At 70.5% G+C, this 22,721-nt stretch carries 20 protein-coding genes; 13 read left to right on the top strand and 7 right to left on the bottom strand.

The window, feature by feature from the left end:
• Positions 1–28: 28 nt before the first annotated feature.
• The gene (locus tag J8M50_RS40045) at positions 29–736 is read right to left on the bottom strand and encodes an endonuclease V (protein ID WP_010356574.1); all 708 of its coding nucleotides are present in this window, start codon (positions 734–736) and stop codon (positions 29–31) included.
• Positions 737–887: 151 nt separating this feature from the next.
• Between J8M50_RS40045 and J8M50_RS40040 the strand changes: the two genes are divergently transcribed.
• Entirely contained in the window at positions 888–1,340 is a 453-nt protein-coding gene (locus tag J8M50_RS40040; RefSeq protein WP_010354461.1) for a hypothetical protein, read from the top strand.
• A 47-nt stretch (positions 1,341–1,387) separates the two neighbouring features.
• On the opposite strand, the gene J8M50_RS40035 is transcribed toward J8M50_RS40040, so the two are convergent.
• On the bottom strand, positions 1,388–2,476 hold the full coding sequence (locus J8M50_RS40035) for a WD40/YVTN/BNR-like repeat-containing protein (RefSeq protein ID WP_223786399.1): 1,089 nt from the start codon (positions 2,474–2,476) through the stop codon (positions 1,388–1,390).
• Positions 2,477–2,755: 279 nt separating this feature from the next.
• Here J8M50_RS40035 and ssgD point away from each other — a divergent pair, with 279 nt between their 5' ends.
• The 4 genes from ssgD (at position 2,756) to J8M50_RS40015 (ending at position 7,131) form a co-directional block, all read left to right on the top strand.
• Positions 2,756–3,172, top strand: coding sequence for a spore wall synthesis regulator SsgD (ssgD, locus tag J8M50_RS40030; protein ID WP_010354457.1), 417 nt, complete (start codon positions 2,756–2,758; stop codon positions 3,170–3,172).
• 252 nt (positions 3,173–3,424) lie between these two features.
• On the top strand, positions 3,425–5,026 hold the full coding sequence (locus J8M50_RS40025; protein ID WP_010354456.1) for an ABC-F family ATP-binding cassette domain-containing protein: 1,602 nt from the start codon (positions 3,425–3,427) through the stop codon (positions 5,024–5,026).
• Between the two features lie 128 nt (positions 5,027–5,154).
• Positions 5,155–5,931 carry a dimethylargininase gene (ddaH, locus tag J8M50_RS40020; protein ID WP_010354455.1) on the top strand — a complete coding sequence of 259 codons (777 nt, stop codon included), beginning with the start codon at positions 5,155–5,157 and terminating at the stop codon, positions 5,929–5,931.
• 225 nt (positions 5,932–6,156) lie between these two features.
• Positions 6,157–7,131 carry an acyl-ACP desaturase gene (locus J8M50_RS40015; RefSeq protein ID WP_010354454.1) on the top strand — a complete coding sequence of 325 codons (975 nt, stop codon included), beginning with the start codon at positions 6,157–6,159 and terminating at the stop codon, positions 7,129–7,131.
• A gap of 103 nt (positions 7,132–7,234) precedes the next feature.
• On the opposite strand, the gene J8M50_RS40010 is transcribed toward J8M50_RS40015, so the two are convergent.
• Positions 7,235–7,474 (bottom strand): WhiB family transcriptional regulator, encoded by a 240-nt coding sequence (locus J8M50_RS40010; protein WP_010354453.1) that lies wholly within the window; start codon positions 7,472–7,474, stop codon positions 7,235–7,237.
• Positions 7,475–7,620: 146 nt separating this feature from the next.
• On the opposite strand from J8M50_RS40010, the gene J8M50_RS40005 reads away from it, so the two are divergent.
• Positions 7,621–8,403: a VOC family protein gene (locus J8M50_RS40005; RefSeq protein WP_010354452.1), complete on the top strand. Its 783-nt coding sequence runs from the start codon at positions 7,621–7,623 to the stop codon at positions 8,401–8,403.
• Between the two features lie 655 nt (positions 8,404–9,058).
• Here J8M50_RS40005 and J8M50_RS40000 read toward each other — a convergent pair.
• On the bottom strand, positions 9,059–10,267 hold the full coding sequence (locus tag J8M50_RS40000) for a LacI family DNA-binding transcriptional regulator (protein ID WP_010355904.1): 1,209 nt from the start codon (positions 10,265–10,267) through the stop codon (positions 9,059–9,061).
• 105 nt (positions 10,268–10,372) lie between these two features.
• Entirely contained in the window at positions 10,373–11,308 is a 936-nt protein-coding gene (locus tag J8M50_RS39995) for a multicopper oxidase domain-containing protein (RefSeq protein WP_010355905.1), read from the bottom strand.
• A gap of 205 nt (positions 11,309–11,513) precedes the next feature.
• Here J8M50_RS39995 and J8M50_RS39990 point away from each other — a divergent pair, with 205 nt between their 5' ends.
• On the top strand, positions 11,514–13,970 hold the full coding sequence (locus tag J8M50_RS39990) for a ThuA domain-containing protein (protein ID WP_029184153.1): 2,457 nt from the start codon (positions 11,514–11,516) through the stop codon (positions 13,968–13,970).
• A gap of 59 nt (positions 13,971–14,029) precedes the next feature.
• Positions 14,030–16,168: an OmpL47-type beta-barrel domain-containing protein gene (locus J8M50_RS39985; RefSeq protein ID WP_050987295.1), complete on the top strand. Its 2,139-nt coding sequence runs from the start codon at positions 14,030–14,032 to the stop codon at positions 16,166–16,168.
• A gap of 35 nt (positions 16,169–16,203) precedes the next feature.
• On the opposite strand, the gene ligD is transcribed toward J8M50_RS39985, so the two are convergent.
• Entirely contained in the window at positions 16,204–17,214 is a 1,011-nt protein-coding gene (gene ligD / locus J8M50_RS39980; protein ID WP_010355908.1) for a non-homologous end-joining DNA ligase, read from the bottom strand.
• 64 nt (positions 17,215–17,278) lie between these two features.
• Here ligD and J8M50_RS39975 point away from each other — a divergent pair, with 64 nt between their 5' ends.
• A complete protein-coding gene (locus J8M50_RS39975) occupies positions 17,279–18,352 on the top strand; it encodes an ATP-dependent DNA ligase (RefSeq protein WP_010355909.1) in 1,074 nt (357 codons plus the stop codon).
• Between the two features lie 86 nt (positions 18,353–18,438).
• Positions 18,439–19,404: a DUF3048 domain-containing protein gene (locus J8M50_RS39970; RefSeq protein ID WP_010355910.1), complete on the top strand. Its 966-nt coding sequence runs from the start codon at positions 18,439–18,441 to the stop codon at positions 19,402–19,404.
• A gap of 3 nt (positions 19,405–19,407) precedes the next feature.
• Here the strand turns inward: J8M50_RS39970 and J8M50_RS39965 are convergent, their stop codons facing one another.
• Complete coding sequence (locus J8M50_RS39965) at positions 19,408–19,899, bottom strand: MarR family winged helix-turn-helix transcriptional regulator (RefSeq protein WP_010355911.1); 492 nt, start codon at positions 19,897–19,899, stop codon at positions 19,408–19,410.
• A 194-nt stretch (positions 19,900–20,093) separates the two neighbouring features.
• Here J8M50_RS39965 and J8M50_RS39960 point away from each other — a divergent pair, with 194 nt between their 5' ends.
• The 3 genes from J8M50_RS39960 to J8M50_RS39950 are packed head-to-tail and all read left to right on the top strand — an operon-like array spanning position 20,094 to position 22,692.
• Positions 20,094–20,849: a CoA transferase subunit A gene (locus J8M50_RS39960; protein ID WP_010355912.1), complete on the top strand. Its 756-nt coding sequence runs from the start codon at positions 20,094–20,096 to the stop codon at positions 20,847–20,849.
• Positions 20,849–21,493 (top strand): CoA transferase subunit B, encoded by a 645-nt coding sequence (locus J8M50_RS39955; RefSeq protein ID WP_010355913.1) that lies wholly within the window; start codon positions 20,849–20,851, stop codon positions 21,491–21,493. The genes J8M50_RS39960 and J8M50_RS39955 overlap by 1 nt, the downstream gene beginning before the upstream one ends.
• On the top strand, positions 21,490–22,692 hold the full coding sequence (locus J8M50_RS39950; protein WP_010355914.1) for a thiolase family protein: 1,203 nt from the start codon (positions 21,490–21,492) through the stop codon (positions 22,690–22,692). Before J8M50_RS39955 ends, J8M50_RS39950 begins: the two co-directional genes overlap by 4 nt.
• The last annotated feature ends 29 nt before the right edge of the window (positions 22,693–22,721 follow it).

The following is a 22,721-nucleotide window of genomic DNA, read 5'->3' as shown; positions in this document are numbered from 1 at the left end:
CGTACAGGTACTCAGATCGGTCTGGGTGTCAGATCCGCGCTGCCGAGGTGTCCGTGGCCTCCTGGAGCGCCCTGCGGCACAGGGCGTCCGCCCGGCGTGTCGTCTCCGGGAGGCGGAACTCGGGGGTGAGCGCGAGGGTGTGGGCGCAGGCGGCGTCCAGGGTGGTGCGGTGGCCCACCGAGACGAACACCGGCTTCACGCCCGCGCGTGTGCGCAGCGCCCGGCCGACCTCCTCGTGGCCCGCCCTGAGGGGCGCCGACGCCCCGCGCGCGGGCTCCGGTTCGTCGTACGTGAACGTGAACGGGTTCTTCGCGACGCCGATCGTGCGCAGGCCGGTGAGAACGCCCAGGTGGCTCGCCAGGCCGAACCTGCGCGGGTGCGCGAGGCCGTACCCGTCGCACACGACCAGCCCCGGAGCGCAGGGCAGTGCGTCGAGCGCCGCCATGACGGTCGGCAGCTCCCGGAACGCCAGCAGTCCGGGGACGTACGGGAACGAGATCCGCCCCACCGCCGTGACCTGCGCGACGACCTCCAGGCTCCCCGCGTCCAGCACGACGGCCGCCGCCGCGACGACGTCCCGCTCGTCGTCGTAGGCGACGTCCACGCCGGTGATGTGCCCCGTCCCCGGGGGCGGGCCGGGTTCGTCGAGCACCACGCGCGCGCGGAGGGCGTCCTGGACGGCTCGGGCTTCCGCTTCGGTGGTGGGCCAGCCTGCGGGGATCTGTACGGTCGTCATGGTGGGTCGAGGGTACGGGGTGGGAGCTTCCCCCGGCCTTCGTGGACCGGCCACACGGGAATCGCCGTGCAACCTTCGAACCATCTGACGCGTCTTCACCGACAACGGAACATTCAGACGTTCCGGACCAACTCGTTCCACGGGGGAACGCATGAACTCGACACGCACTCGTACCCGCCGCGGCACGGCCGCGGCCCTCACCCTCCTGACGGCGGCCGGCCTCGGCGCCGCCGGCGCGGGCGCCTCGAACGCAACCGCCGCCATACCGCCGCAGACGCGGGAGATCGCCTCGTCCACCCTCGGCTCCGACTACAAAATCACCCTGACCGCGCTGCGTTCGACGGAGGACGAGTACGCCGCCTCCGTGCGGTTGCAGGTCTACACGCAGGCGGGCGGCGCCTGGAAGGAGTCGGACCGCGTCACCGTGGGCGACGTCGACGGCTGGTTCTGGTACCCGCTCACCGGCAAGGGCGCGGTCTGTCAGTTCTCGGCCGCAAGCACCGAGCCCGCGCCGCTGACCGTGAGCCTGCTGCTCACCCCCTCCCTCGGCTGCTCGGACCCCGTGCACTATGTGGTGAAGCAGGGCAGGGTCTACGCCGGCTGAACCCCCCGCGCGCGAGGTCCCGGTCGCCCAGGTCCCCGCGCGCGGAATCACCGTTCCAGGCGGGCCGCCCGCCCCTGTTCGCCGGCCGCCCAGCAGGTGTGGTCCGGCGCGCAGGTGACCGTGTCGAAGGAGCCCGGGGCCAGGGGGTGCCAGGTGCGGCCCGCGTCGGTGGTGATGTCGGTGCCCGTGGGGCCTACGGCCAGGGCCGCGGTGCGGCTGTGGGGGAGCCAGGTGGCGCCGGAGCGGTAGGACGGCGGGGGCGTGGAGGCGGGCTGCCAGGTGCGGCCCCCGTCGGTGGTGACGGCCGCCGCTTGTGGGGAGGGCTGGTCGGCGCGGTAGTCGCCGCCCACCGCTATGCCGTGGCGGGGGTCGCGGAACGTCACGGCGAAGACGCCCCGGGCCGGGTCACCGGCGGGGATCGGGGTGTCGGCGGCGGTCCAGGTGCGGCCCCGGTCAGCGGAGTGCAGTACGCGTGCATGCGCGGCGCCTCCTGTCGCCAGCCAGACGTCGCGCGGGCCGGAGGTGACGAGGCACTGTCCGCTCGCCGCGAAGCCCGCCTCGCCGTCGAGGGCTGCGGGCATGCCGGTGTCCGGGAGGACGGTCCAGGTGCGTCCGCCGTCGGCGGTGGACAGGATGCGGAACTTTCCGTCCACGGGGTCGCTCATCGCGAGGCCGTGGCGGTGGTCGAAGAAGGCCAGGCAGTCGTAGAACGCGCGCGCGTCGGTGTTGCGGAAGGACTCCGTCCAGGTCGCCCCGCCGTCGTCCGTGCGGTAGATCCGCGACGCCTCGCCCTCGCCGATCGCCAGCACCACCGCGCGGCGCGCGTCGAACGCCTCGACGTCCCGGAACTGGAGGTCCTGCGCGCCGGGCGGCGACACGTTCCGCCAGCTCGCCCCGCCGTCCGTGGTCCGCAGGACGGTCCCCTGCGTCCCCGCGAGCCACGCCGTGTCCCTGCTGACGGCCGCGAGCCCCCGGAACCGTACGGTGGGCGTCCCGGTGTCCTTGAGCGCCCACTGCGGGCCGCCGGACGGCGCCGTACCGGCCTGCGCGGGAACAGCGCCCAGCGCGGCCAGCATCACCCCGCAGACCACCCCCAGGGCAGCACTCTTCCGTCCTCTGCCCGCAACACGTCGCATGATCCCCGAGCGCCTCATGCCGGGCGAAGCTAGCGGACGCCTCCGGCTCCGTCCAGTGGCCCTCTCCCGCATGCTTCCGCCACTCCTGGGTACCCCCCACCCTCCGTCCCCTCCACCACCGTCATCCCCGATGTCCCCACAAGCCCCCTTGGTCCCCCTCGTACGGTGACCGATGTCACGTGGAATTCAGGTGCACGGATCCGGGGGTTCCGGCGTCTCTTCAAGTGTCGAGTGTCGTCCGGCAGGAAGTTCGTCCAGCAGTCACAAGGGAGCAAGGCGATGTCCACCGTCATCGAGCAGCCCGTGGAGGCCCGTCTGGTCGCCGCCGCGCCTCGGATGCAGAGCATCCCCGCCACGCTGCAGTACGACCGGACCGATCCGTTCGCGGTACGGATGGCGTTCCCGGCGCCCGCGACGCTGGAGGGCGTGGAGGTGTGCTGGACGTTCGCGAGGGAACTGCTCGCGGCGGGCCTGACGGAGGCGGAGGGCGACGGGGACGTACGGGTGCGGCCGTACGGCTTCGACCGGACGGTGCTGGAGTTCCACGCCCCGGAGGGTACGGCGATCGTGCACGTGCACTCGGCGGACGTACGCCGTTTCCTGCGGGCGACGAGCGAGCTGGTCCCGGTCGGTCTGGAACACCTCCAGCTGGACCTGGACCACGACCTCGCGGAGCTGATGCGCGACGCGTACTGATTAATCCTTTGACACCCTCACAGCGCCCTCCCTACGGTTGATCCCGCTTCTGTTGCCGCCGATTGGAGAAGGACGTTGCTCGTCTGAGGTCCCGAGACACCGCGTCGCACAGCCACCGCCTTCGCGAGCTGTGTGCGTTGCGTCCGACCTCGGCGTACGAGCCGTCCCCGCGGCCCTACGGCATCCCGAGCCGACCTCCGGTGTCTCGACACGCGTCTGCCCCTGACCGCATGCGCACACCGCGAGGCTTTCTTGAGTCATTCCATCACCGCTTCCGCCCTCTCCTTCGCCTGGCCCGACGGCACCCCCGTCTTCGAGGACCTGGACCTCGCCTTCGGCCCCGGCAGGACCGGGCTCGTCGGGGTCAACGGGTCCGGCAAGTCCACCCTGTTGAAGCTGATCGCCGGGGAGCTGACTCCGGCGGACGGCGCCGTACGGATCGCCGGCGAGGTCGGCTACCTCCCGCAGAACGTCACCCTGGGCACGGCCCTGAAGGTCGACGAGGCCCTCGGGATCGCCGCGCGGCGGGCCGCCCTGCACGCCATCGAGGGCGGCGACGCCTCGGAGGAGCACTTCGAGGTCCTCGGCGACGACTGGGACGTCGAGGAGCGCGCCCTGGCGACGCTGGGCGAACTGGGCCTGGGCCATGTCGGCCTGGACCGCACGATCGGCGAGGTGTCCGGCGGCGAGTCCGTCCTGCTGCGGCTGGCGGCCCTGCTGCTGCGCCGCCCGGACGTCCTGCTGCTGGACGAGCCGACGAACAACCTCGACCTCCACGCGCGCGCACGCCTGTACGCCGCCGTCTCCGCGTGGTCGGGTGTCCTGGTCGTCGTCAGTCACGACCGTGAACTCCTGGACCTGGTCGACCAGATCGCCGACCTGCGCGCGGGCGAGGTGACCTGGTACGGCGGCAACTTCAGCGCGTACGAGGCGGCACTCGCCGTCGAGCAGGACGCGGCCGAGCGCATGGTGCGCGTCGCCGAGGCGGACGTGCGCCGGCAGAAGCGCGAACTGAGCGACGCACAGGTCAAGTTGGCCAAGCGCAAGAAGTTCGGGCAGAAGATGCAGGACCAGAAGCGCGAGCCGAAGATCGTCATGGGGCTGCGCAAGCGGTCCGCGCAGGAGTCGGCGGGCAAGCACCGGATCCTGCACCAGGAGCGCCTCGCGGAGGCGAAGGAGCGGCTCGACGAGGCGGCGGAGGCGGTCCGGGAGGACGACGAGATCCGCGTCGACCTGCCGTACACGGCCGTACCGCCGGGCCGGGGCGTGCTGACGCTGCTGGACCTGGAGATCGTGTACGGCGCGCGCGTGGGGAACCTCGATCTGCGCGGCCCGGAGCGGGTCGCGCTGGTGGGGCGCAACGGGGCGGGCAAGACGACGCTGCTGCGGACGGTGGCCGGGGAGCTGGCGCCGGTCGCGGGCGAGGCCGCCGTCCATGTCCCGATGCGGTTCCTGCCGCAGCGGCTCGATGTGCTGGACGACGAGCTGACGGTGGTCGAGAACGTGGCCAGGTTCGCGCCTGAGGCGACGAACAACCGGATCCGGGCCCGGCTGGCCCGGTTCCTGTTCCGGGGCGGCAGAGCGGACCAGAGGGCCGGGACGCTGTCGGGCGGGGAGCGGTTTCGCGCGGCGCTGGCGGCGCTGATGCTCGCGGAGCCCGCTCCGCAGCTCCTGCTGCTGGACGAGCCGACGAACAACCTCGACCTCGCGAGCGTGCGCCAGCTGACGACGGCTCTGGAGTCGTACGAGGGCGCGCTGATCGTGGCCAGTCACGACCTGCCGTTCCTCAGGTCGATCGGGGTGACGCGCTGGCTGGAGCTCGACGGTGAGCTGCGCGAGGGCGACGCGGGGTGACCCACCGGTATCTCAGCTGAGCCACAGCCGCACGGGAGGGCTTTTGCGCCACGCGCGCGGGGTTGCATGATGGCGGACCGGTGCCCCGTTCCAGGGCGCCGGGAAACCGCCGATTCGGAGACCTGGACGTGCCCAGCAAGAAGGCCCTCATCCGCCGCCCCGGCCCGCGCCTCTCGGAAGGGCTGGTCACGCACATCGAGCGCGAGAAGATCGACCCGGACCTCGCCCTGGAACAGTGGGAGGGGTACGTCGAGGCGCTGGCCGCGCACGGCTGGGAGACCACCGAGGTGGAGCCCGCCGACGACTGCCCGGACGCGGTGTTCGTCGAGGACACCGTCGTCATGTTCCGCAACGTCGCGCTGATCACCCGCCCGGGCGCGCGTTCCCGGCGGGACGAGACGGCCGGTGTGGAGGAGGCGGTGGCGCGGCTGGGCTGCTCGGTGAACTGGATCTGGGAGCCGGGCACCCTGGAGGGCGGCGACGTCCTCAAGGTCGGCGACACGGTGTACGTCGGGCGCGGCGGGCGCACGAACGCGGCGGGCATCCAGCAGCTGCGGGCCGCGTTCGAACCGCTCGGCGCGCGCGTGGTGGCCGTTCCGGTCAGCCGTGTACTCCATCTGAAGTCGGCGGTCACCGCGCTGCCCGACGGGACCGTGATGGGGCACATCCCGCAGGTCGACCGGCCCGCCCTGTTCCCGCGCTTCCTGTCCGTGCCGGAGGAGTCCGGCGCGCACGTGGTGCTGCTCGGCGGGCACAAGCTGCTGATGGCGGCGAGCGCGCCGAAGACGGCCGAACTGCTCACCGACCTCGGGCACGAGGTCGTCACGGTCGACATCAGCGAGTTCGAGAAGCTGGAGGGCTGTGTGACATGCCTCTCGGTAAGGTTGCGCGGGCTGTACGACTGACCGGCTGACGACGTCACTCGGACGGCCCCGGGACCTGGGGGGGTTCCGGGGCGTCGGAGCGTTCGGAAGATCGACCGCGTCCCTGCTGATCAGCAGCCTTTACAACACACTTAACCTACGGTCCCGTAACCTACGGTTTCGTAGCCTACGATCCCGTAGGTTCCGGTAGGTTCCGGCACCGCTCGCCGGAGTGTTCCGCTCCGTTTTCACGTCCCTGGAGTTCTTGTGACGATCACTTCTCCCCACCTGGGCAGTTCCGCCGGCTGGACCGACGCGCGGCTGCTGTACGCGCTGGAGGAAGTGGTCGAGAAGGAACTCAGCCGGCACATGCAGGTCACCAAGGACTGGATGCCGCACGAGTACGTCCCGTGGAGCGACGCGCGCAACTTCCCCGGCTTCTTCGAGGACGGCGAGGCGTGGGGCAAGGAGCAGTCGAAGGTCACCGAGATCGGGCGGATCGCGCTGGTCGTCAACCTGCTGACCGAGGACAACCTGCCGAGCTACCACCACGAGATCGCGAGCCTCTTCGGCCGTGACGGCGCCTGGGGCACGTGGGTGCACCGCTGGACGGCCGAGGAGGGGCGCCACGGCATCGTCATGCGCGACTACCTGCTCGCCTCGCGCGCGGTCGACCCGGACAAGCTGGAGCAGTTCCGGATGTCCCACATGAGCGAGGGCTTCGAGTCGGACAACAGCCACTCCATGCTGCACTCCGTGGCCTACGTGTCCTTCCAGGAGCTCGCCACCCGCATCTCGCACCGCAACACCGGGCACCAGTCCGGTGACCCGGTCTGCGACCGGATGCTCGCGCGCATCGCCGCGGACGAGAACCTGCACATGATCTTCTACCGCAACCTCCTGAAGGCCGCGTTCGAGCTCGCTCCCGATCTGACCATGCAGGCCGTCCGCGACGTCGTCGTCAACTTCCGGATGCCCGGGCACGGCATCCCCGGCTTCGAGCGGGCCGCCGCGCAGATGGCCATCGGCGAGGTCTACAACATGCGCATCCACCACGACGACGTGCTCGCGCCCGTCCTGCGCTTCCTCAAGGTCATGGAGATCGACGGGCTCGGTCCCGACGGGCGCCAGGCGCAGGAGGAACTCGGCATGTTCATGGGCGGGCTCAACGCGGAGGCGACGAAGTTCGACGAGAAGCTGGCGGCGCGCAAAGCGCGGATGGCTGCGCGGGCGAGCGCGTAGGCGTCGGTTTCGGCTCGCGGGGTGACTGCGGGCGGTGACAGGGGCGGTCCGGGGTTTCCGGGCCGCCCTTCGTCGTACGCGGGCGCGTCAGCGGTGTCTGCCGTCAGTGGCGTCTGAGGTGGTGGCGTTCCTTCTCCGACAGGCCGCCCCAGACGCCGAACTGTTCGTCGTGGGTGAGGGCGTGGTCGAGGCAGGCGGGGCGGATCGGGCACAGGCCGCAGATCTGTTTCGCCTCGCGGACCGAGCTGCCCGGTTCCGGGAAGAAGAACTCCGACCCGGTCTGTGCGCACAGGGCTTCCTGCTGCCAGGAGAGGTCGGGTACGGGCTTCGTGTCGGTGGACATGCCGGGATCGTGCCGGATGCGGGAAAACGTTTGATCAACGGCCGATCAACGGGCCGGTGCGGGGGTCGGGCGGGGGGTTCGGGGGCGATTGTCAGTGGGCGGTGCAAGACTCGGCAGGGCAGGGGTTCCTAGCGAGGAGGCTGGCGATGCTGACCACACGATTCGTCGAGGGCGCACCGAACTGGATCGATCTCGGGACGGCCGACATCGAGGGGGCGAGCGCGTTCTACGGCGCGCTGTTCGGGTGGCGGTTCGTGTCGGCGGGGCCGGAGGCGGGCGGGTACGGGTTCTTCCAGCTCGACGGGAAGACCGTGGCGGCGGGGATGCAGACGACCGAGGGGGCGCCGTCCTGGACGCTGTACTTCCAGACGCTGGACGCGCGCGCGACCGCGCTGGCCGCCGAGAAGGCGCACGGCAAGGTGCTGGTCCAGCCGATGGAGGTGCTGGGGCAGGGCACGATGGCGGTCCTCGCGGACGAGGCGGACGTGCCGTTCGGGCTCTGGCAGCCGGCCGCTATGCCGGGGCTCGACGTCGTGAACGAACCGGGGTCCCTGTGCTGGGCCGAGCTCTACACCGCCGACATCGCCGCTGCGGCCGCGTTCTACCGCTCCGCGCTCGGTCTGGAGACCTCCGCGATGCCGTTCCCCGGCGGTACGTACACCTGCGTCAACCCGCAGGGCATGGGCGACGACGCGATGTTCGCCGGCTTCGTCCCTCTCGCCGACGCTCCTGACGAGGACAGCGCCTACTGGCTCCCGTACTTCGAGGTCCCCGACACGGACGCGGCGGTCGCGACGGCGGTGGAACGGGGCGGAAGCGTGCGCCTGCCGGCCGTGGACCTGGAGGGGGTGGGGCGCTTCGCGAAGCTGGCGGATCCGTACGGGGCACGCTTCGCGGTGATCAAGAGCGCGACGCGGGTGGAGGGGTGAGGAGGGGCAGGGCGCGGTGAGGGGGGAGGCGATGGACTGAACGCGGGGCTGCGGGCCGGGGGAGCGCGGCTGGGGGGGCGGGTCCGGGGCGGGGCGACTGGGTGACGGGCCTGAGGCAGTGCGGCTGCGGGGCTGCGGGCCGGAGGTGGCGCGGCTGGGTGGGGTGCCGGAGGAGGGGCGGCCGGGTGGGGTATCCGAGGCGGCGCAGCCGGGCGACGGGGCGGGGGTGGTGCGGCCGGGCGACGGTTCCGGGGTGGGGCGGTTGGGTGGCGTGTCCAGGGCGGTGCGGTCGGGCGACGGGCCGGGGGTGGTGTGGCCGGGTGGGGTGCCTGAGACGGTGCGGTCGGGCGGAGGCGTTGGGGCGGTGCGGTTGGGTGACGGTTCCGGGGTGAAGCGGCTGGGTGAAGCAGCTGGGTGGGTGTCCGGGGTGGGGCGGTCGGGCGACAGGTCGGGGGGCGCGGCTGGGTGATGGGGCTGCGGGGCTGCGGGGCTGCGGGGCTGCGGGGCTGCGGGGCTGCGGGGCTGCGGGGCTGCGGGGCTGCGGGGCTGCGGGGAGGGTACGTGGGTGGGGGTGTACGTCCGGGGTCGGTCTCGATGCGGCCGGGTCGTTCAGGCTCAAGCGCCTTGGCCCCGTGCGGAGTTCGGGAGTCCGGGGTCAGGCCGATGACCTGTGGATCAGCCTTGTCGGGAGGACCACGCTTCTCAGGGGGGCCTCGGTCGTCGACGGGGTGCGGGCGAGGCGGTTCAGGAGGAGGCGGGTCATCAGGCGGCCCATCTCCTCGATGTCCTGGCGGACAGTCGTGAGGGGAGGGTCGGTCTGTTCGGGGATCGGGAGCATGTCGTCGAAGCCGATCACCGCGACGTCCTCGGGCACCCGGCGTCCCTGTTCCCGCAGGACGCGCAGCGCACCCGACGCCGTGAGGTCGTTCGCGGCGAAGACGGCATCCAGGTCGGGGCGCCGGGCGAGGAGTTCCCGCATCGCGTGTTCCCCGCCGGCCGACGTGAAGTCGCCCTCGGCGAGGAGTGCCGGATCGGCGTCGCCCATGACATCGAGGTACCCGTCGAGCCGGTCGACCGCCGAGGTCTGGTCGAGGGGACCGGTGATGTGCGCGACACGGGTACGACCGAGGTCGACGAGATGACGTACGGCGCCCTGGGCGCCACCCCGGTTGTCGCTGTCGACGTAGAGGATGCCGCCACCGAAACGCCGCCCCGCCTCACGCTCACCGCCGACTGCTCCGACGTACGCGTCCAGCTCACGGGCGAGACCGCCACCCACCGGATACCCGGCGCCTCGCTGCGCCCCCGCACCGCCCGCAGCACGGCCACCTCGACGCGCCCCACCACTCCACGCGGTACGCCACTCCCCCGCAGCCGCCTCCCCACCCCACCCCGGCCTCCCCCCGATCACCATCGGCACCCCCGCCCCCTGGATCAACCCCGGCAGCGGATCGTCAAGGTGCAGGGAGAACACCAGCGCACCATCCACATGCCCGCCCGCCAGATATCGGGCCACCCGCGCGTGATCGTCCCGGCCTTCCGTCAGCAGTAGGACGAGTTGGTTGTCGTGGGCCGTCAACTCCTTGCTGATGCCCCGGAGTTGGCGGCCGAAGAAAGGGTCCGCGAAGACTCGGGCCTCCGGTTCCGCGATGACGACGGCGATCGCGTCGTGGCGTCGGGTCACCAAGCTGCGGGCCGCCCGGTTCGGGACGTACCCGAGTTCCTCCACCGCCCGCCGAACCCGTTCGACGAGGGGTTCGCGCACCCCGTCGCCGCCGTTCACCACACGGGAGACGGTCGCCCGCGACACCCCGGCCCGCGCGGCCACGGCCTCCAGAGTGGGGCGCGGGGCGGTGTCGGTCACGTCGTCTCCTCCAGGGCCGGTCTGCGGTTCAGAATAGTCACCGCTCACGTGCCCGGACCCAACAACCCCTTGGCGCAGGTCAGTTGAGCACCTCCGGCCGCCCCCTCAGTGCTCGTGCCCGCCCTCGTACCCCGGAATGGTCCCGTCCTCCTTCTTCACCAGGAACAGCCCCACCATCCCCATGTCGGAGTGACTCTGGACATGGCAGTGGTACATCCACGCCCCCGCCCCGACCCCTTCCCCGGCGATCACCTGGAACCCGAACGAGTCGGCAGGACCCACAATCTTGTTGTCGATCACGCGAGTTGGATCGTCGGGCCCGGCCAGGAGGCCCGTGCGGTTGTCCGCCCAGCGATGACCATGCATGTGGAACGTGTGGTAGTACTCCCCGTGCGTGATCATGACGAACTCGACCCGATCCCCCACCGTGGCCTCGAAGTTGGGCCCGGAGTGCGCGGGCCGGTTGTTGATGAGCATGTCGTTGAAGACGATGGTGTGGGTCGCGTCGGGGAGGACGTCGCCCTTGCGGCGCACAACCACCGGTCCGTACAGGCCTTTTCGGATGCCGCCGGTGCCGTGTTCCGTGCCGACGACGTGGTCGTGGTAGTGCCAGTACCCGGCGCTCCCGGCCCGCCAGGTGCCGTCCGCGCGGCGCCCGGGGAGGTGCGTGCGCCAGGTGTACGTGCGGGTCGCGCCGGGGGCGACGTCGCTGTGGTTCATCTTCGTGCCGTCGCTGGTGATCTCGTAGTCGAGGCCGTGGACGTGGAGGCTGACGGGTACGTCGAGGGTGTTCTCGAAGGCGATGTGCACGGTGTCGCCCTCGTACAGCTCGATGAGCGGACCAGGGACGGTCGCCTTGCCCTTCTCGAAGCCGTAGCCGAGCTGTCCGTCGGGAAGTTTCTCGGCGTACATCGTGAGGTGGCGGACCGTGCCGCCGGGCGGCGCGGCGGCGGCGCTGCGGGTGGTCGGCGCGAGGCTCAGCGAGGCGGCTGCGGCAGCGCCTCCGAGCAGGGTCCGCCGGTCGAAGCCGCGTCCGTCCATGCCCCAACTCCCCGTCCTGAGAAGGTTTGTGCGCAGGCGTGCCTGTGATGAGCCTGTGAGACGGTACCGGCCCTGAGGCTGTTTCTCCACACTCAGGACAAAGTTCGGGGAATTCCGGTTTTAGGTGTTGGCGAACGGCACAAAGCCGTCTAGCTTCCTTGGCGCTGTCCGCCGTGACCGAGGAGCCGTGACCGAGGAGGTGCCCGTGCACTTACGAGGATCGAGCACGAGAAGACGGATCTGGCTGGCCACCGGGGTGGTCGTAGCGGGGCTGTTGACCGCGCCGACCGCCGCGCAGGCGCTGCCACCCCCGACAACGATATCTATCAAGTCGCCGCCGGGCGGCGCGGATGTGAGGGTGCTGGTCTTCTACGGTTCGGCGGCGGCCGGTGACGAGTCGCCGGTCGTGAACGCGGGGATCGCGGCGATCGAGCGGATCGGCCTGACGGGCCCGGCGAACCAGCGGTTCGCGGTGGACGCGACGGACGACGCGCGGATCTTCACCGACGGTACGGCGCTGGGGAGTTACAACGCGGTCGCGTTCCTGACCGGGGGCGGCGACGTCCTCGATCCGGACCAAGAGGCCGGTCTTGAGGCCTATATGGAGGCGGGCGGCGGTTTCCTCGGCGTCCACGACGCGGCCCGTGCCGAGCCGTACTCGGACTGGTTCACCGGCCTGATCGGCGCCCGCCCGGCCGCGTCGAGCCCAACGGCCGTACAGCGCGCGGTCGTTGAGGTGGGTGACCGGCAGCATCCGGCGACGAAGGACGTGCCGGTGCAGTGGAAGCGGGCCGACCAGTGGTTCAACTGGGCGAAGAACCCGTCCGGCGAGGTCCACACGGTCGCGCGGGTCCGCGAGCGGTCGTACCAGCCCGGTACGGGTGCCAACGGCGCTGATCATCCAGTGAGTTGGTGCCGTGACTACGACGGCGGCCGGTCCTTCTACACCGGGATGGGCGGGACGGTGTCGTCGTACGACGAGACCGAGTTCCGGGCGCATCTGCGCGGCGCCCTGCTGTGGACGACACGGCTCGTCCAGGCCGACTGCAAGGCCACCATCAACGCCAACTACCGTGCGGAGCGCCTGACTCAGCCGAACCAGCCGGGCCAGAACGACCAGATCGGCGAGCCGCACGGGCTGGTGACCGCGCCCGACGGACGGGTGCTGTACATCGGCCGGGGCGGCGCCGACTCCTCCCAGCCGGTGATCACCGACTGGAACAACCCGGACATCGGCAAGGGCAAGGGCGAGATCCACGTCTACGACCCGAGGACCAAGAAGGTGACCCTGGCCGGGGCGTTGACCGTCTTCGGCAACAAGGGCGGCGGCGACGAGCTGGTCAAGGTCGAAGAGGGCCTGCTCGGCATCGAGTTGGACCCGCGCTTCGAGGACAACGGCTGGGTGTACCTGCACTACACGCCGCACGCGCAGCTGAACCGGGACACGCAGATCGCCGAACGCCGCGTCTCCCGCTTCACGTTGGACCTGGCGACGAACAAGCTGGACCTGGGCAGCGAGAAGGTGCTCCTCAAGTGGCCGGTGCAGGTGCACAGTTGCTGCCACTCGGGCGGCGGGATGTCCTGGGACTCGAAGGGCAACCTGTACATCGCGACCGGTGACAACAACTCCAGCCAGTTCAGCGAGGGTTACTCGGGCAACAACCCGGCGCCGAACTACAAGGGCGTCTCCTTCGCGGACGCGCGCCGCACCGCCGGGAACACGAACAACCTCAACGGCAAGATCCTGCGCATCCACCCGGAGCCCGACGGCACGTACACGCTCCCCCAAGGGAACCTGTTCACCGGCAAGGAGACCGCCGAGGGCGGCGGCAAGACGCGCGGCGAGATCTACGTGATGGGCGTCCGCAACCCGGCGCGCATCTTCGTCGACAGGAAGACGGACATCCTGTACGCCGGGTGGGTGGGCCCCGACGCGGGCGCCCCCTCGACGACGTGGGGTCCGGCGAAGTACGACACGTTCGCCGTCATCACCCGTGCGAGCAACCGGGGTTGGCCGTACTGCATGGGCAACAAGCAGCCCTACCGGGACCGCAATCTGCCGGACCCGTCGCAGCCGCTCGGCTGGTACGACTGCGACCACCCGAAGAACGAGTCGCCGAACAACGACGGACTGGTCAACCTGCCGCCGGTCACCGGCAACAACATCTGGTACTCGCCGCAGGGCGGCGCCCCGGACTACCCGCGCGACGCGAACGGCATCCCCTCCTACCAGCAGTCGCAGGCCACCTACCTGCTGCCGTGGCTGAAGGGCGGCGGCCAGGCCGCGATGAACGGCCCGGTCTACCGGTACGACGCGGCGAGTACGAGCGCCGACAAGTGGCCCTCGTACTGGGACGGCAAGTGGTTCGTGGGCGACTTCTACGACGCCGACCAGCCGCGCAACGCGGTCGTGATGGACCCGGCGAACCAGGGTGACGGCGGACTCCCCGTGCACTCCGAGTCGTTGAAGAAGATCGTGCCGGTCGGCAACGACCGCATCAAGAACCTCATGGACTGGAAGTTCGGTCCCGACGGCGCGCTGTACGTCCTCGACTACGGCCGGGGTTTCTTCACCTCCGACGCCAAGTCTGCGCTGTGGAAGGTCACTTACACGGGCGGCGGGCCGACCCCGGCCGCCGGGCAACTGGCGCGGGGGTGGTGACGGTGAAACAACAACGACAACGCCAACGCCTCTGGACGGCCCTGCTGGCGGCCGTACTGATGGTGCTGGGGGTCCAGGCCCTGCCCAGCAGCGCGCGTCAACAGGCCGTGCAGGAGCAGGTGTTGACCTGGACGGCCGGTGACGACATCACGAAGTACGTCTCGGCGCCGAAGACCGCCGTGGCCGGCAAGGCGACGATCGTCTTCGAGAACAGCGCGGCGACCGGCAACACGACGGGGATGCCGCACACGCTGACGTTCGTGACGAGCGACCCCGAGTTCAACAGTGACGTCCAGCTCAACATCCTGGCCAACCCGTTCGACGACGGGGGCGGTCGGCACACCGCCGAGGTGACCCTCACCCCGGGCCGCTACTTCTACCACTGCACGATCCCGGGCCACGGCCAGATGCAGGGCATCCTCGTCGTCACCGAGGGCACCGGGGAGGACACAACGGCCCCTGAGACCAGCGCTGTTGTGTCCGGCACGCAGAACGCCCAGGGCGAGTACGTCGGTTCGGCGAGCGTCGCCCTCACCGCGACCGACGCGGGCTCGGGCGTCGACCGGATCGAGTACGCGATCGGCGACGAGGACGTCTGGCGGCCGTACACCGCGCCGGTCGTCGTCGACCAGGTGGGCCAGTACAGCGGTCGCTACCGGGCGTTCGACAAGGCCGGGAACGTGTCGGCCGAGAAGAGCGTCCGGTTCACGGTCGTCGCGCCGCAGAGCGACGACACGACCGCGCCGGAGACCTCGGCGACGGTCAGCGGTGAACAGCGGCCCGACGGCACGTACATCGACATGGCGACCGTCACCGTCACGGCGTCCGACACCGGTTCGGGCGTCAACACCATCGAATACGCGGTGAACGACGGGAGTTGGCAGCCGTACACCGCGCCCGTGATGGTGCACCAGCTCGGCGCGCACACGGTCCGCTACCGGGCCACCGACAAGGCGGGCAACGCCTCGGCGGCAAAGTCCGTGCAGTTCACGGTAGTTGCGGCCCCTGCTCCCGACACCGTCCCGCCGGTGACCGGTGTGGCCGTCGCCGGGACGCGCAACTCCGACGGCGCGTACGTCGGTTCGGCGCGTGCCACCGTGAGCGCGACGGACGCGGGCGGTTCGGGGGTCGACCGGATCGAGTACTCCATCGACGCCGGGCCCTATCTGGCGTACGGGGCACCCGTGGTCGTCGACCGGGCGGGCACGCACACGCTCGCCTACCGGGCGACGGACCGGGCCGGGAACACGTCGGCCGCGCGGAACGTCACCTTCACGGTCGTGGGGAGCCAGGTCCCGGCGCCCAACTGCCCCGAGTTCGACGAGCGGTTGACCGTGATCGTCGGGACGGTCGACTCCGGCGTACCCAACCGGCTCACCAACAGCCGGTGCAGGATCAACGAGTTGATCGAGGACGAGAAGGAGTGGACGTCCCACGCGCTGTTCCTCAAGCACGTGAAGACCGTCCTGGACGGGCTGTTCAGGGACGGCGTCGTCGACGAGCGCGAGTACGACGCGATCGACGCGGCGGCCCGGGAGTCCGGGATCGGCACGCCCGGCCAGACCGAGGGCTACCGCACGATCATGGACGGGACGGCCGGATCGTTCGCCAAGTGGCAGCAGGTGGGCGGCGGTTCGTTCGCGCTGAACGCGGACGGCTCGATCACCAGCGGCACGACACGTGCGGGCCTCGGCATGCTGTGGTTCCCGCAGCGCACGTACGGCGACTTCTCGCTGCGCCTCCAGTGGCGTGACGACGCGCCGGGCACCGGGAACGCCAACTCCGGTGTGTTCGTGCGGTTCCCGTGGGTCCACGACCACCCCGAGGAGCCGCGTCCGGAGTGGGCGGCCATCAAGTACGGGCACGAGGTGCAGGTGTTCGACTCGCCCACCGGCGACATGTACAAGACCGGGTCGGTGTACGGCTTCGACCGGGTCGGGCTCGCCGGGGCGCAGGTCACGCAGAAGGGGACCTGGAACGACTACGAGATCCGGGTGGTCGACCAGCACTACTCGGTGTTCCGCAACGGCGTGCTGATCAACGAGTTCGACAACATCGGCGGTCAGGTCTTCGAGCCGCCGCGCAGCGACGATCCGGGGACCGACGGGCGGCGGTACGCGGCCGGGTACATCGGGCTCCAGGTCCACAGCGTGACGGACGTCGTGTCGTACCGGGACGTCAGGATCAAGGAGTTGTAGCCCAGCTGCCTCAACTCCCCTGCGGCCAAGCGCCGTTAGTCAGCGCGGGCTCGGCTCGGCTGTACCCGCTTGGGTTCCCCCGGCATCTTGGGGTACTCGGGCGGGTACGGCAGATCGCCGAGCCCGTGCTCGTGCTCGTCCCGGCGCGCCAGCTCCAGCAGCGCGTCCAGCGAGTACGCGTGATCGTCCATGTCCGCGTGCACGTCGCCGAGTTCGGCGAAGCGCGCGGGCATGGTCGCGAGGTCGAAGTCCCGGGGGTGTGCGTCGTCCAGCTCGTCCCAGCGCAGGGGGGCGGAGACGGGGGCGTGCGGGTGGGGACGTACGGAGTAGGCGGAGGCGATGGTGCGGTCGCGGGCGGTCTGGTTGTAGTCAAGAAAAATCTTTTCCCCCCTTTCCTCCTTCCACCACTTGATGGTTACGGCGTCCGGCATCCGGCGTTCCATCTCCCGCCCGACCGCGATCGCCGCGCGCCGCACCTCGGTGAACGTCCACCGGGGTTCGATGGGGACGAACACGTGCAGTCCGCGCCCGCCGGAGGTCTTCGGCCAGCCCCGCAGCCCGCCGAACTCGTCGAGCACGGCGCGCAGTTCGTGGGCCGCGCGGACCGCGTCGTCGTAGTCGGTGCCGGGCTGGGGGTCGAGGTCGATGCGGAGTTCGTCGGGGTGGTCGACGTCGGCGCGGCGGACGGGCCAGGGGTGGAAGGTGAGGGTGCCGTACTGCGCGGCCCACAGGACGGCGGCCTCCTCGGTGGGGCACATCTCGTCGGCGCTGCGTCCGCTGGGGAAGGCGATGTGGGCGGTGGGGATCCAGTCGGGCATGTTCTTGGGGGCGCGCTTCTGGAAGAAGTTCTCGCCGGTCACGCCGTCGGGGTAGCGCTCCAGGGTGGTGGGGCGCTCGCGCAGGGCGCGCAGGATGCCGGGGGCGACCGCCTGGTAGTACCGGGCGAGGTCCAGCTTCGTGAATCCGCGCTCCGGGAAGAACATCTTGTCGGGACTGGACAGCCGTACCGTCCGTCCGCCCGCTTCCAGCTCGACCGCATCGCCCATGGGGCCACGGTAGGCGAACCTCACATATCAGGCATTTTCTGTCACATAAGAGCAGAATTCCCCCATGGATCTGCCGGTGATGCCTCCCGTGAAGCCCATGCTCGCCAAGTCGGTGGCGAAGATCCCGCCGGGCATGCAGTACGAGGCGAAGTGGGACGGTTTCCGCGCGATCGTGTTCCGCGACGGGGACGCCGCCGAGCTGGGCAGCCGGACGACGAAGCCGTTGACCAGGTATTTCCCCGAGCTGGTGGCGGCGCTCAAGGAGCGGTTGCCCGAGCGGTGCGTGCTGGACGGGGAGATCGTGATCGCGCGGGACGGGCGGCTGGACTTCGACGCGCTGACCGAGCGCATCCACCCGGCGGCCTCCCGGGTCCGCACGCTCGCCGAGCGCACCCCGGCGTCGTTCATCGCCTTCGACCTGCTCGCGCTCGCCGACACGGCCCTCCTGGACGTCCCCCTCAGCGACCGCCGCGCCCTCCTGGAACGCGCGCTGGACGGCGTGCCCGCGCCCGTCCACCTGGCCCCGGCGACGACCGACACGGCGGTGGCCGCGCGCTGGTTCGAGCAGTACGAGGGCGCCGGACTGGACGGCGTGATCGCGAAGCCCCTCGCGCTGCCGTACCTCCAGGACGAGCGCGCGATGTTCAAGATCAAGCACGAGCGCACGGCGGACGCGGTCGTCGCCGGGTACCGCTTCCACAAGAGCGGCCCGGTGGTGGGTTCGCTGCTGCTGGGCCTGTACGACGGTGAGGGCACCCTCCAGCACGTGGGCGTGTCGGCGTCGTTCACGATGGCCCGGCGCGCGGAGCTGGTCGAGGAGCTGGAGCCGCTGCGGATGGCGGACGCCTCGGCGCATCCGTGGGCGGCCTGGGGGGACGCGGCGGCGCACGAGGCGGCCAGACTGCCGGGGGCGCCGAGCCGCTGGTCGGGGAAGAAGGACCTCTCCTGGGTGCCGGTACGGCCCGAGCGGGTCGCGGAGGTGGCGTACGACCACATGGAGAACGGCGTCCGCTTCCGCCACACGGCCCGCTTCCGCCGCTGGCGCCCGGACAGGACGCCGGAGAGCTGTACGTACGCGCAGCTGGAGGAGCCGGTCCGGTACGACCTCGGGGAGATCCTGGGGACGCCCGCCACCTGAACGGCGCAACAGATCGAGCCTGATCGCTTTTGATCGGGTATGGCCACCAGCGACCTCTTCGGCGCACCTCTTAGGGATACGGACTGGTGGCACCCGTGAACATCGCACGACCGAATCTGACAGGTACGGCCCGCACAGCCGCGCTCCTGCTGACCGCGACCCTCACGACGGCTCTGGCGGCGGGCTGTACGATCACCCCGCGCGCGGGCGACGACGCGGTGAACGGCGCCCTGAAGCCCCGTACGCGCACGGGCCCCGTCCTCGCCGTGAAGATCGACAACGCGCGCGCCGCCCGCCCCCACACTGGCCTCGACGCGGCGGACGTCGTGTACGTCGAGCCGGTCGAGGGCGGGATGAGCCGCCTGATGGCGGTGTACGCGACGAAGCTCCCCCAGGCCGTCGGACCGGTCCGCAGCGCGCGCCAGTCGGACCTGGAGCTGCTGCGCCAGTTCGACCGGCCGGTGCTCGCGTTCTCGGGCGCCCAGCGCAAGCTGCACCCGCTGATCGACAGGGCGCCGCTCAGGGCGATCGAGCCCGGTGAGGTGTCCGGCGCGTACTACCGGGGCCGCGCGAAACCGGCGCCCCACAACCTCTATCTGCGCCCCGACCGGCTGGTGCGCTCTGCGCCGGGGGCCGGCGCGCTGGAGGCGACCGGGTTCCGCTTCGGGCCCGCGCCCGCGGGAGGGCGGGCGGTGAACTCCCGTACGGTGCGCTATCCGGCGGCGCGGTTCACGTTCACCTGGTCGGCGGGCCGGGCGCGCTGGCTGGTGCGGATGGACGGGGCGGCGGCCCGGCGGGTGGCTCCGGCGACGGTCGTCGTGCAGTACGTGAAGGTCCGCAGGAGCCGCTTCCACGACGTCCTGGGCAACCACACGCCGTATCCGCAGACCGTCGGCTCCGGGCGGGCGACCGTGCTGCGCGGCGGGCGGTCGTACGACGTCGTCTGGAAGCGGGCTAGGGCGGCGGACGGGACGCGGTTCACCACGCGGGACGGGAAGGGCGTGAACTTCGCGCGCGGGCAGGTGTGGGTGGTGTTCGCGCGGGCGTCCTGAGGGTCAGCGGGCGGTCTGCGGGTCGGGGGCGGTCTCGCGCGCGTACGCCGGTTCGCCGGGGTGGCGCAGGTTCTCCGCCGCGTCGGCGAGCCGCTGGACGAGCGCGAAGAACAGGGCCTGTTCGGTGACCGACAGGGGCGCGAGGAAGACCTGGTTCATGCGCGCCGTACGGACAGTCAGCTTGCGGTGGACGCGGACGCCCTCCTCGGTCGGCCGCAGCAGGGAGCGGCGGCCGTCCTGCGGGTCGCGGACCTTGTCGATGAGTCCGCGCCTGCTCAGCCGGCTGATCACCTCGGCGATCGTCGACCGGTCGAGCCCCACCCGCTCCCCCACCGTCCGCTGGTCGAGGCCGGGTTCGTCGACGAGCGTGTTCAGGACGGCGAACTGCGGGGAGGTGGTCTCCTCCGAGACCATCGTGTTCCACAGCAGGTAGTGGGCCTGCTGGAGCCGCCGGGCCAGGTGCCCGGGATGAGTGGTGAGGTCCACCGCGCCCATGGACGCTCCCCTCGTCGAATTCGTTGGTGCACTGAACGATACCTGCACGGTCCACTCGCTGTCTTTACTCTCCGCACACGTCCTACCTGCTTCAATGCAAGAGTCTTGACGGTCGGCCGTCACGGTGGGAGCGTGAGGACATCCTCGCTGAAATGCTCAGTGCGCTGAGCAATGGGAGAGATGGGGCTCGACGGATGGACAAGGTGGTCGCCACGGCCCGGGAGGCGGTGGCCGATGTACCCGACGGCGCGTCGCTCGCGGTGGGCGGGTTCGGACTGAGCGGTGTGCCGACCGTGCTGATCGACGCGCTGTTCGCGCGCGGGTCGGGCGGATTGTCGGTGGTCTCCAACAACTGCGGTGCGATGGAGTCCGGCCTCGCGGTGCTGCTCGCGGCCGGGCGGATCGCGCGGGTCACCGGGTCCTACATCGGGGCCAACAAGGAGTTCGCGCGCCAGTACCTCGCCGGTGAGCTGGAGGTCGAGCTGATCCCCCAGGGCACGCTGGCGGAGCGCCTGCGCGCGGGAGGTGCGGGAATCCCGGCCTTCTTCACCCCGGCCGGGGTGGGCACGCAGGTCGCGGACGGCGGGCTGCCGTGGCGGTACGACGGTGCGGGCGGCGTCGCCGTGGCCTCGCCACCGAAGGAGGTGCGGGAGTTCGACGGGGTGGAGTACGTCCTGGAGCGCGGCATCCGGACCGACTTCGCGCTGGTCCGGGCGGCGAAGGGCGACCGGCACGGGAACCTCGTCTTCAACAAGTCGGCGCGGAACTTCAACCCCCTCGCGGCGATGGCCGGGCGGGTCACGATCGCCGAGGTGGAGGAGCTGGTGGAGCCCGGCGAGATCGGCCCCGACGCCGTGCATCTGCCGGGGATCTTCGTCCAGCGCGTGATCGCGCTGACCCCTTCGCAGGCCGCCGACAAGAAGATCGAGCAGCGGACGGTGAGCAGCTGATGGCCTGGACACGCGAGGAGATGGCCGCGCGGGCGGCGCGCGAGCTGCGCGACGGGCAGTACGTCAATCTCGGCATCGGGCTGCCGACGCTCATCCCGAACTACCTTCCCGCCGGGGTCGAAGTGATCCTGGAGAGCGAGAACGGCATCCTCGGGACCGGGCCGTACCCGTACGAGGACGACGTCGACCCGGATCTGATCAACGCCGGGAAGGAGACCGTCACCGTGCTGCCGGGGGCCTCCTTCTTCGACTCCGCGCTGTCCTTCGGGATGATCCGGGGCGGGCACATCGACGTCGCCGTGCTGGGGGCGATGCAGGTCTCCGCCGGTGGTGACCTCGCCAACTGGGCCATTCCCGGGAAGCTCATCACCGGGATCGGCGGGGCGATGGACCTCGTGCACGGGGCGCGGACCGTCATCGTCGTCATGACGCACACGGCCAAGGACGGGTCGCCGAAGATCCTCTCCGAGTGTGCGCTGCCGCTCACCGGCAAGGGGTGCGTGAACCGGGTCATCACCGACCTGGGGGTGCTCGACGTCACCGGGGAAGGGCTCGTGCTCGTCGAGACGGCTCCCGGGGTGCGCGTGGAGGAGATCGCGGCCAAGACCGAGGCCAAGGTGATCGTGACGGAGGGTCTGGAATGAAGGACGTCTACATCGTCGACGCGGTCCGTACGCCCTTCGGGCGCTACAACGGGGGGCTCGCGAGTGTGCGGCCCGACGATCTCGGGGCGCATGTGATCCGGGAACTGCTCGGGCGTACGCCTGAGTTGGATCCCGCGCTCGTGGAGGACGTGTACTTCGGGAACGCGAACGGGGCGGGCGAGGAGAATCGCAACGTCGGGCGGATGGCCGCGTTGCTCGCGGGGTTGCCGGTGAGTGTGCCTGGGGTGACCGTCAATCGGCTCTGTGCGTCCGGGTTGGAGGCGGTGGTTCAGGGGGCTCGGGCTATTGCCGTCGGGGACGCGTCTGTTGTTGTCGCCGGTGGGGTGGAGTCGATGACTCGGGCGCCGTATGTGCTGCCCAAGAGTGATCGGCCTTTCCCTGCGGGCAACGCCGAGTTGTACTCGACCACGCTGGGGTGGCGGATGGTCAATCCCAAGATGGCGCCCGAGTGGACCATTCCGCTGGGGGAGTCGGCCGAGTTGATTGCCGATAAGCATAAGATCACGCGTGAGCAGCAGGATGAGTTCGCGTTGGGGTCGCATCGGAAAGCTGCGGCTGCTCGGGAACAAGGGTTGTTCGACGTTGAGTTGGCTTCCGTTTCCGTTCCTCAGCGGAAGGGGGGCGATGTTGCCTTCGGGGTGGATGAGTGTGTGCGGGGGGATGCTTCGCTGGGGGCTATGGCCAAGTTGAAGCCGTCGTTCCGGGCCGAGGGTGGGAGTGTTACCGCTGGAAATGCTTCGCCGTTGAATGATGGTGCGGCTGCGGTGTTGTTGGTGGATGAGGAAGGGCTTCGCCGGACCGGGCGTGAGCCTCTTGCCCGGGTTTCCGCTGTGGGGGTTGCTGGGATCGCGCCTCAGTATTTTGGGTTGGCTCCTGTTGAGGCTGTCCAGCGGGCGTTGGGTAAGGCTGGTAAGGGGTTTGGGGATCTGGATGTGTTGGAGTTGAACGAGGCGTTTGCTGCGCAGGTGTTGGGGTGTGTGGCTGAGTGGCCTGAGTTTGATCCGGCGGTTCTTAATCCGCAGGGTGGGGCTATTGCCATTGGGCATCCGTTGGGAGCTTCTGGGGCTCGGTTGGCGGGGACTGTGGCTCATCAACTGACTCGGAAGGGGAGGGGGGTTGGGGTTGCCACGTTGTGTATCGGTGTTGGGCAGGGGCTCGCGGTTGTGTTTGAGCGGTAGGTCCTGCCTGGTTCTGTTCACTGGCTGGT

The sequence above is a fragment of the Streptomyces acidiscabies genome, from assembly GCF_020010905.1.
GTDB classification, from domain to species: Bacteria; Actinomycetota; Actinomycetes; order Streptomycetales; family Streptomycetaceae; genus Streptomyces; species Streptomyces acidiscabies.
Note: the sequence above shows the minus strand (reverse complement) of the source record. Positions and strands in the feature narration are given on the sequence as shown.